The sequence below is a fragment of the Bacteroides sp. CACC 737 genome, assembly GCF_013874375.1.
GTDB classification, from domain to species: Bacteria; Bacteroidota; Bacteroidia; order Bacteroidales; family Bacteroidaceae; genus Bacteroides; species Bacteroides uniformis.
Window position 1 is genome coordinate 536,077 of record NZ_CP059408.1, and the last position, 13,757, is coordinate 549,833.

Genomic DNA, 13,757 nt, shown 5'->3' on the forward strand with positions numbered 1-13,757 from the left:
AGGGATAAGTCGTTAGTAACTAACCGCTAATCCTTAATCCCTAATTTGAGTATTAATTTAATTTTATATGTAACGCATGGAAAAACGTGTATTAATCGTTTTGCTATGCCTTGTGGGAGTTTTGTCATCTGCTTTTGCTGCAGAGAAAAAAGTCCAGGGCGTAGTAATATCTTCAGAGGATAACCTACCGCTTATCGGTGCTTCCATCTATGTGACTCCGGAAGACTTGAAAAAGGCGGGAAGTGCTCAGACTACAATGGGGGTTATTACTGATGTGGATGGTCAGTTCTCTATAGCTATACCTGCCGGGATAACCCGTTTCTTTTGTAGCTACGTGGGGTATGACGTATTGGAAGTAAAGCTTGTTCCGGGGAAGGAATTTTATGAAATAACACTTCATGTATCTTCCCAAATGCTCGATGCCGTTGTTGTGACGGGTTATCAGACGGTGGAGCGTCGCAAGCTGACGGCAGCGGTGTCCAAATTGGATATATCGGATGAGACTATTGGTGCAGTAAAAAGTATTGATCAGGCACTTGCCGGACAAATTGCCGGACTTTCTGTCAGCCCGACTTCAGGTGCTCCGGGTGCTCCGGCAAAGATACGCATTCGCGGTACCGCTTCGTTGAATGGTACACAAGACCCTTTATGGGTGCTGGACGGCATTCCTTTGGAGGGAACGGATGTTCCTGAACCGGATGAACTGAATGACATCACCAACATGAAACAATCTTCCATTGCGGGCTTGAATCCGGCGGATATTGAGAATATCACCATTCTGAAGGATGCGGCAGCCACAGCCATCTATGGTGCGCGTGCAGCCAATGGCGTCATTGTGATTACGACAAAGAAAGGGAAGGTCGGTAAACCGGTTATCAGTTTCTCATCCCGATTTACCTATACTCCTACATTGAGCCTTGACCGGTTGAACTTGCTGAACTCAGCGGAGAAAGTAGGATTGGAAATGGATATGATCCGTAACAACTATTCTCCGGACAATCATAAAGGAGGTGTATATAATATTCTTTCCAATTACAATGAGTTGTCTGCCTTTCAGAATGGAGGATGGGATGCTCTGAGCAGTGAGACGCAAGCTGCTATCAACCGTTTGAAGAATATAAATACAGACTGGGGAGATGTTCTTTTCCGTGATGCTTTCAGCCAGGAATATAATCTGAGTCTTTCCGGCGGTACGGAAAGAGTTACTTATTATACCTCTTTCGGCTATTACAAAGAAGATGGAAATGTGGACGGTGTGAGTATGGACCGTTTTAACCTGGTAGGAAAGACGTCTTACAAAGTAAACAATATATTAAAGGTGGGTGCCTCCATGTTTGCCAATCGTCGTAAAAATACCAATTATCTGACAGATGCATATGGCATGTCCAATCCCGTGTTCTATTCGCGCAAGGCTAATCCGTATTTCGAGCTTTACGATGAAAATGGAAACTATAATTACGATTATGATATTCAGAATAATACCGATAAGGATTTAGGGTTTAATATCTTTGAGGAACGTCGGAACACGTCCAATGAAAGCGTAGTGAATTCTTTTTCGTCCATATTTGATGCGGAACTTCGTTTTAATGACAAATGGAAGCTGACTTCCCAGTTCGGTTATCAGTTGGAAAAGACTTCCAGAGAAGAGATAGCAGACTGGGAAAGTTATGCCATGCGTTATTATTACAAGTTGAGCGAATACTCTCAGGATGGGGAAACGAAGCATTTTCTACCCGAAGGGGGGATGCAGAAGTCATACGAGAATTCCAATTCACAAATTACCTGGAAGGCGATGGGAGAATATCGTGACAGTTTCAATGATATTCACGAGTTGGAAGTGATGGCGGGTACCGAACTACGCAAGACTTGGTATGAAACCTTGTTCTCGGCAGGGTATGGCTTCGACCGCAAGACGTTGACGACCAAACCGGTGATTTTCCCCAACGAAAGTTACGCCACGTCTTTCCCGCTCCATCAGACAACGTATAAGGAGAATGCTTATGTATCTTTCTACTCTACGGCCTCTTACTCTTTGTTGAACCGCTACACGGTGGGAGGAAGTATCCGTTTTGACGGTTCCGACCTTTTCGGTGTGGATAAGAAGTACCGTTATCTTCCTCTTTATTCTGTCAGTGCATTGTGGCGTCTGTCACAAGAACCGTTTATGCAGCAGGCCAAGTGGGTGGACAACCTGGTGTTCCGTGCATCCTACGGTCTGCAGGGAAATATTGATAAGAATACCTCTCCGTTCCTGCTGGGTACTTACCGATCGGAAAGTATTCTGCCCGGTGTGTCGGAAGATATGATTGTTATTAATTCCGCTCCCAATAAGAAGTTGCGTTGGGAAAAGACGCAATCAGTCAATGCAGGCTTTGATTTTTCTGTATTGAACCAGGCTATCAATCTGAGTGTGGACTATTATTACCGTAAGGGTACCGATTTAATAGCTTTGCGCATGCTTCCTTTGGAGACAGGTTTTACTTCTATGAACGTCAACTGGGCAAGTATGGAGAACAAAGGTGTGGAAATCAGCTTGTCTACCCGTAACATAACGACGAAGAATTTCTCTTGGTATACAAATTTCAATTTTGCTTATAACGGTAATAAGGTGCTGCAAGAAAATATTCCCGAACAGCAGACCACTCCGGGGCGTGAAGGCTATCCAGTAGGAGCAATTTTTGCACTGAAGACTGCGGGTGTAGATAAGGAAACAGGTAACATGATGTTCTATAATCCGGAGGGAGAGAAAGTGACCTTGAAGGAACTCTACCGCCTGAAAGATGAGTGGGGGATAGGTATTGCCTCTTCCGATGTAACTGCAGCCGAAGAGAGGACCTTCTATTCGTATATCGGGAGTAGCGATGCTCCTTATACGGGAGGTTTGATTAATACCTTCAGCTATAAAAACTGGGAGTTGAATGTCAATTTCTCTTTGACGTTTGGTGGGTACGTACGTACGCAGCCCTCTTATGACATCATCAATCCGGATTATGGCAAGAACTATAATGCTGATGTGCTGAACCGCTGGACTCCGGAAAACCCGAATGCGGAGCTTCCGGCATTTATGCTGAGTGCTTCCAACCCGGAAGAGTACTCTTGGTATGATTCTAAAACCATCTGGAGAGATTTGGATATCTGGGTGAAGAAGCTGAACTACGTACGTTTGCAGAATCTGCGTCTGGGTTACCGTATCCCTGAACTCCTGACAAAGCGTTTGGGAATGAACTCGGCAACGGTATCTGTTGAAGGACGCAATCTCTTCGTGTTTGGTTCGGGATATAATAACTACATGGATCCGGAGTCGATGTACAATCCTTATGCAACTCCCGTACCCAAGTCGGTTACATTCAGTTTGAACTTGAATTTCTAACTTCAAAAGCAGAAAGAAAATGAAGAAAACAATAAGTCTGATGATAATGGCCTGCATGCTTCTGCTTGCGGCATGCGACAACTATCTGGATATACAGCCTACCGGTAGTGTCATTCCCAATTCTTTGGCTGAGTATAGGGCGTTGCTTGCCCGTTCTTATAAGGACGTGAGTAAATTCAGTGACCGGGGAATGGCTTGTTTCCGTTCCGACGAGATGCAGGTTCGGGATGATGAATATGATCAAAATTATTATATGGATATAGAGCGCTGGAACGATCTTGCCCCCAATGCCTATACCTCATCGTTTGAATGGGCCAAGTATTATAATGTGCTTTTTATTGCCAATCATGTTATAGAGAGCAAGAGTGATATCAAAGAAGGTACTGAAGAAGAGATAAATCAGCTTGTAGGAGAAGCGTATATGCTCCGTGCTTATGTACATTTCTTATTGGTAAATCTTTATGGGCAGCCCTATACTAAGGAGGGAGCTTTGGATACCAAATCGATGCCACTGAAACTGGATACTGATTTGGAGAAAGTCCTGAAACGCAATACAGTGAAAGAAGTTTATGTTTCCATCCAAGAAGATATTGATGAGGCGCGCAAACTGGTTACGGAGGCAGAATGGGAGCAGAGATATTCATATCGTTTCAATACAGCTTCGGTAGAGGCGTTTCAGTCGCGTGTATCCCTTTACAAGGGTGAGTGGCAAGCAGCTTGGAATGCTGCTGAAGCAGTGCTTGCCGTGAAGTCTGTATTGGTAGATTTGAATGATGACGCTGCAACTCTTCCTAACAATTATAATTCCGTAGAGAATATCACTCCGTTGGAGACACCTTTGAGTAGTACAGTCAATGGGGCTGCTCTGGCTACTCCGGTTTTTCTCTCCCTTTATGCTGAGAACGACCTTCGGCTGGATAAATATTTTGCTGAAGCGGATGAAAAAGGTTTCAGGAAGAACAAGAAGGCGGGAAGTAACAACTATTTGTGTACTTTCCGTGTAGGTGAAATATATCTGACGGCTGCTGAGGCTGCTGCTCAACTAGGACAACTGCCTCAGGCACGTACCCGCCTGCTGGAATTGATGCGGAAACGTTATGCACCGGAGGCTTACGAAGCAAAATCTATTGCTGTCAACGCTATGGATAAGGAAGCGTTGGTACAGGAAATATTGGATGAGCGTGCCCGTGAACTTGCTTTTGAAGGACATCGTTGGTTTGACCTTCGTCGTTCCACTCGTCCACGTTTGGAGAAAGTGCTTGGTGGTACGCGTTATGTACTCGAAGAAGATGATGCCCGTTATACATTGTCCATTCCGAAAGAAGCCATAGAAGCCAATCCGGGATTGCTGAACTGATAAAGATGACCGGTAAAGATTAAACTCCCCGATTCTCGGCTGAACAGCGCAGGGAATCGGGGAGTTTTGTCTTAATGTGGATTGGATATATGTTTTTTACGTACCTTTGCACCGTTTTTGTAATAGACAATATAAGATGATACAGAATCAGAGACCTCCTATCCGTAGAATTGCTTTTCCAATTCTTATAGCATTGAGTATTTCGCATTGCTTGAACGATATGCTGCAATCGGTCATTTCGGCGATATACCCTTTGTTCAAGGAGGATTTATCCTTGAGTTTTGCCCAGATTGGTCTGATTACGTTGGTGTATCAGATGTCGGCGTCCGTGTTTCAGCCTCTAATGGGATTGTTCTTTGATAAGCGCCCCATTGCCTGGTCATTGCCAATAGGTATGTGCTTTACTTTGGTCGGCATTATGAATCTGGCTTTTGCAACTAATCTGTATTGGCTGCTGGCTTCGGTATTCATTGTGGGTATCGGTTCATCTGTACTCCATCCAGAGGCGTCGCGCATTGCCTTTCTGGCTTCTGGCGGAAAACGCGGACTGGCGCAGTCTCTGTTTCAAGTGGGTGGGAATTTGGGAGGCTCGCTTGGACCATTGCTGGTGGCTTTACTGGTAGCTCCTTATGGGAGGCGACATATTGCTTTTTTCACGGCTTTTGCCTTGATTGCCATCGTGGTGATGATTCCTATATGCCGTTGGTTCCGTTCCTACTTGAACCACATCAAGAAAAGCCCGATGCTCGTGGCAGGAAAGATAGAACGTCCCCTTTCTTCAAGGATGACGGTGTTTGCCATAAGTATTCTGCTGATACTTATCTTCTCCAAATATATCTATATGGCAAGTCTGACGAGTTACTATACATTCTATCTGATCCATAAATTTGGTGTCACTGTTCAGGACTCACAGCTCTTTTTGTTTGTCTTCCTGGTAGCCACTGCCATCGGAACATTGGTGGGAGGCCCTGTAGGTGATAGAGCTGGGCGTAAGTATGTTATCTGGGCTTCCATTCTTGGAACGGCTCCATTCAGTATGATGATGCCTCATGTAGGGCTTGCATGGACGGTAGTGCTGAGTTTCTGTGTCGGTCTGATGCTTTCTTCCGCTTTTCCTGCCATATTGCTGTATGCACAGGAATTGCTGCCTAATAAGTTGGGTTTGATTTCCGGGTTGTTCTTTGGTTTCGCTTTTGGAATTGCCGGTATCGCTTCGGCTATATTGGGAGGTATGGCAGATAAGTATGGTATAGAGGCTGTTTATAATGTATGTGCCTTTATGCCTTTGTTGGGGTTGGTGGCTTGCTTTCTGCCTAATTTGAAAAAGAGATAGAGGTTTTGTATTCCCATTGTCAGCCATGCAGAGAGAACGAAAGGTGCAGTCAATGTAGTGAGTCCTCAGTTAATTCCTACAATTTACAAGGCTACAGAGAGTAAAACGAAATACACTGCCCATATTCAGCTCATCCAATTTTGGTCTTCTAGAGCAATGGTACACAAGATAGGAGAGGAATAACTCCCCCAATATATGGTATATATTGCTGCATTCCGGGAATTTACGAGGGTGCCTGCAAGGAAAAATAGTCTGGTCATAATGTTTCCTTGAAACATCACCTGGTTTATATCCATACTGAAACATTGTAAGTAATCGATGTAGGAAGTAGAAATGAATAGCATGTTAGGCATCAGCTAACTGCACAATCCTAGCAGTAGCTATACAGAAAGGATAAAAGGAACAGTGAACCCGGGTAACACGCGTTGCATGTTGAAAAAAACGTGTATGTAGATAGATATAGATGCGTACGAGGCAATAGTTATCAGCATCAAGGATCCATTTGCATGAATGGCAGAATGTGCTTTGCTCCCCCTCCTTTTTGTGTGGCAACTCAAACGTAACTAAAGGGCTGATATCTCAAAAGAGATACCAGTTCTATTTTTGTATTAGCAAAAAGTTTTAGCGGACAGTCATGTTTAATAAATTATCTTTATTGATATTGGTTACAGTGCAGTTTGTCATTTTTCTGTTAAGCGGTAAATTGGTTTCCTCAACAAAAGACAAGACGGTATCTTTACCTTCAGTTGATTTTGCTCCCGATATCGAACTTGGCACTAAACGTACAGTCTAGTGATAGTCACCGAAGGATATTCAGATTATCGGTCTATTCTTTCAACCGGCACGAATATGCAATCCAAATTCTTAATTGCCATTGATCTTTGTCCTTGCAATTTTTATATGAAGAATCTTTTGGAAAAATGTTTTGAAGCTTGTTTTTTCGTTATCTTTGAGCACAGAAAGCTTTTGATTTGCACGAATATACACTTTATAATTACGCCATTAAAGCGACGTTTTTTTAGATAAAGCATCTTTTATCAGTCAAGAATAGTTTAGCAGGAAGTATACATAACAGTTTGAAGTATTTTGAATTGCTTCTTGTTTTTATAATTCTGTATTAAACTAATAATTGATTGTTTATGACTAGTGTAAAAGTAAAATTCAGCCCTTCATCCATTATCCTCAAAGAGGGAACGCTTCATTATCAAATAATCCATCATCGTAAGGTACGACATATCCGTACCGGTTACAAACTGTTTTCAAGTGAGTGGATTTCTGCTTCCGGTGAAATCGATGTCTCGGCAGGAAGTGGAGAAGATCGAAAAAACTATCTTATTGCGTTAAAAAAGCAAATTGATAAAGACCTTGTTAAAATAGAGAAATGCATCAACCGTTTGGTTCAGGAAGATGCTCCTTTCACTGTGGAACGCATCATAGAGCTTTACACTGTTCCTGAAGGAAATTACACTTTCCTTTTATACGGAAAAGAACTGCTGGTTGAATTGAGGAAAATAGGCAAGGTACGTACAGCGGGTACCTATCAGAGTGCCTTGAATAGCTTTGAACGTTACTTGAATAACCGTGGTGATGTCTCGTTGGATGCACTGGACTCCAATCAGATGATAGCTTATGAAAGCTGGCTCAAAGGGAATGGCATTTGTCCGAACACCAGTTCCTATTATATGCGTAATCTCAGAGCTATCTATAATCGTGCGGTAGAACAAGGTTTTGTTGCCCAACAAAATCCTTTTAAGCATGTATATACTGGCATTGATAAAACAAGGAAACGTGCTGTATCCTTAGATGTGGTTAGGGAAATACGAGACTTAAATTTGACGAAAAAATCACTGGTCTTTGCCAGGGATATCTTTTTATTCAGCTTTTATACACGTGGAATGTCCTTTGTGGATATGGCATTCTTGAAAAAGAAAGACCTGCAAAATGGGATCCTTACTTACCGGAGACATAAAACCGGTCAGCAATTGTTTATCAAATGGGAAAAACCCATGCAGGAACTCATTGATAAATACGACACCTCTGATATTCCCTACCTACTACCGATTATTCGAAATAATGGTATGGACGAATGGCATCAATACCAAAATGAAGCGCACCGTATCAACAGAAATTTGAAACACATTGGCAAACAGATGGGTTTGGGTATTCCACTTACTACTTATGTTGCCCGCCATGCATGGGCCAGTATTGCTCAAAGTAAAAATGTCTCTTTATCTGTTATCAGTGAAGCATTGGGACATGATTCGGAGCAAACCACCCGAATTTATCTTGCCTCTTTAGATGCATCTATTGTAGACACGGCAAATAGTCTCATTTTGATGTCTATATGAATAAAGTGATTTATATAATAATCATTAACGAATATGACAAAAGAATATCAAAGCCATTCAAAAAGATACATATCTTCATAAGAGATGTACATCTTTAGTTATAAAACTTGAAATAGAGTAACCATCGTAACTTTATCTTCATAAGAGATGTATATTTCGTTTGCAAAGTTACTACAAAAAAGTGAAATGCGGAAAGATATAGTGATAGAATTGAGTTACAAGGGTTTTGGTTGAAGTGGCGATAATCCGTGAAGCCATTACAATCCCTGCCGAAGCCAAATCCTGACGCCGCTACGTTACTTGTTCGTAACCATGCCCGAAAATGCGACAAACGGGTACGAATAGCGAAACAAGGCTCTAAGGAATAGTGAGTTATCCATAACTCATGCGAAAAATCAGGTTACGGAAAAAGATTGCGCCGTTCCTCCCCGTTTTGCGTACCAACACCGGACTCTTCACCAACTAATTTTGAAACCCAAAAATTAAGGACAATGAAGAGTACATTTTCAGTAATCTACTACCTCAAGCGTCAGGTAGTGAAAAAGGACGGGACAGTTCCCGTCATGGGACGCATCACGGTGGACGGCAGCCAGACACAGTTCAGCTGCAAACTGACTGTCGATCCGAAACTGTGGGACACCAAAGGTGGACGTGTCACGGGCAGAAGCACGGCGGCACTCGAAACGAACCGTATGCTTGACAAGATGCGGGTACGCATCAACAGGCATTATCAGGAAATCATGGAGCGTGACAACTTCGTCACGGCGGAGAAGGTGAAGAACGCCTTTCTCGGACTGGAACACCGCTACCACACGCTGATGCAGGTGTTCCGCCAGCACAACGAGGACTACGAGAAGCAGGTGGAGGCAGGCATGAAAGCCAAAGGCACGCTGCTGAAGTACCGCACCGTTTACAAGCACATGCAAGAGTTCCTCGACATCCGCTACCATGTGAAGGACATCGCCCTAAAAGAGCTTACCCCGGCTTTCATCTCCGACTTCGAGATGTTCCTGCGCACGGACAAGCACTGCTGCACCAATACCGTGTGGCTGTACGTCTGCCCGTTACGGACGATGGTATTCATCGCCATCAACAACGAGTGGCTGACGCGCGACCCGTTCCGCGAGTATGAAATCAAGAAGGAGGAAACAACACGCAGTTTCCTGACCAAAGATGAGATCCGCCTGCTGATGGAGGGGAAACTGAAAAACGCCAAACAGGAATTGTACCGCGACCTCTACCTGTTCTGCGCCTTCACGGGGCTGTCGTTCGCGGATATGCGCAACCTTACGGAAGAGAATATCCGCACCTACTTCGACGAACACGAGTGGATAAACATCAACCGCCAGAAAACGGGCGTGGTGTCCAACATCCGCCTGCTCGACATCGCCAACCGCATAATCGGCAAATACCGGGGACTGTGCGGGGACGGCAGGATATTTCCCGTTCCGCATTATAACACGTGCCTTGCCGGTATCCGTGCCGTCGCCAAGCGTTGCGGCATCACCAAGCATATCACGTGGCATCAGAGCCGCCACACGGCAGCCACGACGATATTCCTCTCCAACGGTGTTCCCATCGAAACGGTCAGCTCCATGCTCGGACACAAGAGCATAAAGACGACGCAGATTTACGCAAAGATAACCAAAGAGAAGCTCAATCAGGACATGGAGAACCTTGCCGCAAGATTGAACGGCGTCGAGGAATTTGCAGGTTGCACCATCTAAAAAGAAAAGCCATGAAACGTGACACAATCATCATCGAGGACAAGGCAGTCAGCGTAACCGGTAACGACGTGTGGATGACCGCCACCGAAATAGCCGGATTGTTCCATACGACCGTCCCGGCAGTGAACGCCGCCATCAGAGCCGTCCGCAAGTCGGACGTGCTGAACGACTACGAGGTGTGCCGCTACATGCAGCTTGAAAACGGGCTGCACGCGGACGTGTACGCCCTTGAAATCATCATCCCGGTCGCTTTCAGGGTGAATACCTACAACACCCACCTGTTCCGCACATGGCTGGTGGGAAAGGCACTCTCACAAGAGAAACGGCAGACATACGTGATGTTCATACAGAACGGAAAAGCCGGGTATTGCTGATTGCACATACCCCATAAGACAAGTAAACGGGTAGCACCACAAAAGGTGTCACCCGTTTACTTTTTCATGAAACCGCCTCACTCCAGCGGCTTGCGGTAGTTCGCTTCCAGTACCCCGCGCAGCCCCGTTTCCGGGTAAAGCACCTTCCCTCCCAAAAGTATGAAGGGCAACACGCGGTTGTTGCGGTATTCCTGCAAGGTGCGCCGGCTCACACGGAGCAGTTCCGACACCTCGCCGTCCGTCAGGTAACGTTCCCCGTCCAGCGGAGGACGGTAGCTTTCCAGAAATGCGGACAGCCATTTCGAGCCTTTGCGCATATCCTGCACCACAGAGGCTATCGGCTCGTCTTCCATCGTAAAAACATCGTTGTTCTCGTTCATCATAACTTCGGATTCAGTGGGTGAATAAATCAAATCATCTGCCGTGCGGATAGAGCGTGCCGACAAGCGGTATCAGCCGCTTCACCTCCTCTGGCTTGTAATAGAACCTGCGGTTTATCTGCGAGTAGCCGATAAGCCGCCTGTCACGCAGCGTCTGCAACGTGCGCGGGCTTATTCTCAACTGCCCGCAGACCTCCTCGCCCGTGAGCCATCTTTCCATGCGCCCCGTGTCGCTTTTGCGCCTCAGGGCGGCGACCTTCTCCGAGAGTGCGCCGAATGCCGCCACCATCATCTCGAAAGTCTTTTTCTCGATAGATACTATTTCCATATTCATGTCATTTAGAGTTTGCCGCAAAGGTAACGAAACGGCATACAAGACGTATCGTTTTCCGCTGAAAGGCTGCCTGTTGCGCCGTTTGACCGGGTTACGGAGCCATCTTCCGCAAAAATCTTACGTGAGTCACGTAGTGAGTTGTTAAAGCCCCTTTTGTTTATTGCCGAATTTTGTCGCAGAAACAAAAAGAAAGGACTGAACATGAAAGTGATAACAATGGAAAGTTCCGCCTACAAGGAGATGATGGCGCAGATTGCGAACATCGCAGGGTACATCCGCGAGGCAAGGGACGAGAAGAAACGGAAGCGGGAAACCGAAGACAAGCTGCTTGACACGGCACAGGCGGCGAAGATGCTCAACGTGAGCAAGCGCACCATGCAGCGTATGCGCACCGACCACCGTATCGAGTATGTGGTGGTACGCGGAAGCTGCCGCTACCGCCTTTCCGAGATACTGCGGCTATTGGAGGACAACACAGTAAGGAACGAGGAAGGGACAATAGACACCCTGTTCCACAACCACACGCTGCGCACGGGCGGCAAACCAAAAGGAAGGAGGACATAGGTCATGGAACTGCTCACACGAAACAACTTCGAGGGCTGGATGCAGAAGCTGATGGAACGGCTCGACCGTCAGGACGAACTGCTGCTGGCGATGAAGGCTGAGGGGAAACAGCCCACTATCACGGAAAGCATCCGCCTTTTCGACAATCAGGATTTGTGCATGTTGCTCCAGATAAGCAAACGCACCCTCCAACGCTACCGCAGCGTAGGCGCATTGCCCTACAAGACGCTGGGCAAGAAGACCTATTACAGCGAGGAGGACGTGCTGACATTCCTTTCCAACCATATCAAGGACTTCAAAAAGGAAGATATAGCCTTCTACAAGGCTCGTATCCATAATTTCTTTCATAAATAACCCATTAAAACATTTTTCAGATGGCAAAGAAAAAAGACGAAAAGGACGTGCTGGTAGTCCGTGACGAGAAGACAGGCGAGATCAGCGTGGTAGCCGGGCTGAACGCGGACGGCACACCCAAGCGCACCCCCGCAAAAGCGGAGAACGCGCAGAGTTTCCTGCAATTCGACCGACATGGCGACGTGCTGGACAACTTCTTCAAGAACTTCTTCCGGCAGTGCAAGGAACCCAGCCGCTTCGGTTTCTACCGCATTGCGGCAGACCAAGCTGAAAATCTCTTAGAGGTGATGAAGCAACTGCTGAAAGACCCCGAAGCGAACAAGGAGCTGCTCGCCCCTCACAAGGTGGACACCTCCGACTATGAGAAGAAGGTGCAGGAAGAGATGGCAGCACAACAGACAGAGAAACAAGAACCTCAAAAACAGGAGAACATGGAACAACGGAAAGAACAGCAACAGGACAAATCCGAACAGATGCAGGGCAAACGTGGCTACCAGCCCATCGACGAGAGTAAAATCAACTGGCAGGAGCTGGAGGACAGATGGGGCGTAAAGCGGGACAACCTTGAAAAGTCCGGCGACCTTACGAAGATGCTCAACTATGGCAAGTCCGACTTGGTAAAGGTCAAACCGACCTTCGGCGGCGAATCATTCGAGCTGGACGCCCGCCTCTCCTTCAAGAAGGACGGTGAGGGAAACATCAGCCTCGTGCCGCACTTCATCCGCAAGGAGCAGAAGCTGGATGAGTACAAGGAACACAAATTCTCCGACAATGACCGGAAGAACCTCCGCGAAACGGGCAATCTCGGTAGGGTCGTGGACATTGTGGACAGGGAAACGGGCGAGATCATCCCCTCCTACATCAGCATCGACCGCAAGACGAATGAAATCACGGACATTCCGGCAAGCAGGGTGCGCATCCCGGAGCGCATCGGCAAGACGGAAATCACCACGCAGGAGCGGGACATGCTCCGCGCCGGACTGCCCGTACGCGACAAGCTCATCGAGCGCAACGACGGCAGAAAGTTCGTCACCACCCTGCAAGTGAACGTGGAGCAGCGCGGCGTGGAGTTCGTGCCGGGAACCGGCAAGTCGCCCCGTACCGCACAGACACAGGAAACCAAAGGCGACACATCGAAAAGTCAGGCGCAGGGCGGGGAAAATGCCGCACAGACCAAGAAGGAGCAACGCCGCAACACGTGGACGAACGAGGACGGCAGCATCCGCCCCATCAGCAAATGGAGCGGCGTGAGCTTCACCGACCAGCAGAAAGCCGACTATGTGGCGGGTAAAGCCGTGAAGCTGGAGAACGTGACCGACAAGCAGGGCTTCCATGCCACGATGTATATCAAGTTCAACCCGGAGAAGGGACGCCCGTACCGCTACGACACGAACCCTGACAATGCACAGCAGGTTGCTCCGTCCAACGAGAGCCGCACGCAGGTGGCGGTGAACAACGATGGCAAGACCAACGAGGCTACAAAGAATCTGAGAGAGCCGTTGCAGAAAGGTCAGACCAACCCGAAGGACGCCCGCCAGCAACAGCAGCAGGAGAAGCCGCAGAAGAAAACGGGCAAGGGCATGAAAATGTAATCCCGTGTCCGCCACTGAATCCAA

The 13,757-nt window shown here is 46.8% G+C and carries 11 protein-coding genes; 9 read left to right on the forward strand and 2 right to left on the reverse strand.

Annotated features, from left to right (window positions below):
- Positions 1–76: 76 nt before the first annotated feature.
- From H1A11_RS02275 to H1A11_RS02300, 6 genes are all read left to right on the forward strand, one after another.
- Positions 77–3,370, forward strand: a complete 3,294-nt coding sequence (locus tag H1A11_RS02275) for a SusC/RagA family TonB-linked outer membrane protein (protein ID WP_117601186.1) — start codon at positions 77–79, stop codon at positions 3,368–3,370.
- 19 nt (positions 3,371–3,389) lie between these two features.
- Complete coding sequence (locus H1A11_RS02280) at positions 3,390–4,727, forward strand: RagB/SusD family nutrient uptake outer membrane protein (protein ID WP_181757665.1); 1,338 nt, start codon at positions 3,390–3,392, stop codon at positions 4,725–4,727.
- 136 nt (positions 4,728–4,863) lie between these two features.
- Positions 4,864–6,060: an MFS transporter gene (locus H1A11_RS02285; protein WP_117601188.1), complete on the forward strand. Its 1,197-nt coding sequence runs from the start codon at positions 4,864–4,866 to the stop codon at positions 6,058–6,060.
- A 1,139-nt stretch (positions 6,061–7,199) separates the two neighbouring features.
- The gene (locus H1A11_RS02290) at positions 7,200–8,408 is read left to right on the forward strand and encodes a site-specific integrase (RefSeq protein WP_117966224.1); all 1,209 of its coding nucleotides are present in this window, start codon (positions 7,200–7,202) and stop codon (positions 8,406–8,408) included.
- Positions 8,409–8,899: 491 nt separating this feature from the next.
- On the forward strand, positions 8,900–10,135 hold the full coding sequence (locus H1A11_RS02295) for a site-specific integrase (protein ID WP_004291422.1): 1,236 nt from the start codon (positions 8,900–8,902) through the stop codon (positions 10,133–10,135).
- Between the two features lie 11 nt (positions 10,136–10,146).
- Positions 10,147–10,509: a hypothetical protein gene (locus tag H1A11_RS02300; RefSeq protein WP_004291423.1), complete on the forward strand. Its 363-nt coding sequence runs from the start codon at positions 10,147–10,149 to the stop codon at positions 10,507–10,509.
- A 77-nt stretch (positions 10,510–10,586) separates the two neighbouring features.
- Here the strand turns inward: H1A11_RS02300 and H1A11_RS02305 are convergent, their stop codons facing one another.
- Positions 10,587–10,892: a helix-turn-helix domain-containing protein gene (locus tag H1A11_RS02305; RefSeq protein ID WP_004291424.1), complete on the reverse strand. Its 306-nt coding sequence runs from the start codon at positions 10,890–10,892 to the stop codon at positions 10,587–10,589.
- A 31-nt stretch (positions 10,893–10,923) separates the two neighbouring features.
- Positions 10,924–11,223 carry a helix-turn-helix domain-containing protein gene (locus tag H1A11_RS02310; protein ID WP_004291426.1) on the reverse strand — a complete coding sequence of 100 codons (300 nt, stop codon included), beginning with the start codon at positions 11,221–11,223 and terminating at the stop codon, positions 10,924–10,926.
- Positions 11,224–11,424: 201 nt separating this feature from the next.
- Here H1A11_RS02310 and H1A11_RS02315 point away from each other — a divergent pair, with 201 nt between their 5' ends.
- Genes H1A11_RS02315 through H1A11_RS02325 form a run of 3 tightly spaced genes read left to right on the forward strand, consistent with a single transcriptional unit; the run spans position 11,425 to position 13,733 of the window.
- Positions 11,425–11,787 carry a helix-turn-helix domain-containing protein gene (locus H1A11_RS02315; RefSeq protein WP_004304264.1) on the forward strand — a complete coding sequence of 121 codons (363 nt, stop codon included), beginning with the start codon at positions 11,425–11,427 and terminating at the stop codon, positions 11,785–11,787.
- A 3-nt stretch (positions 11,788–11,790) separates the two neighbouring features.
- A complete protein-coding gene (locus H1A11_RS02320; RefSeq protein WP_004291454.1) occupies positions 11,791–12,141 on the forward strand; it encodes a helix-turn-helix domain-containing protein in 351 nt (116 codons plus the stop codon).
- Positions 12,142–12,161: 20 nt separating this feature from the next.
- Positions 12,162–13,733 (forward strand): DUF3945 domain-containing protein, encoded by a 1,572-nt coding sequence (locus H1A11_RS02325; RefSeq protein ID WP_004291455.1) that lies wholly within the window; start codon positions 12,162–12,164, stop codon positions 13,731–13,733.
- Positions 13,734–13,757: the final 24 nt, after the last annotated feature.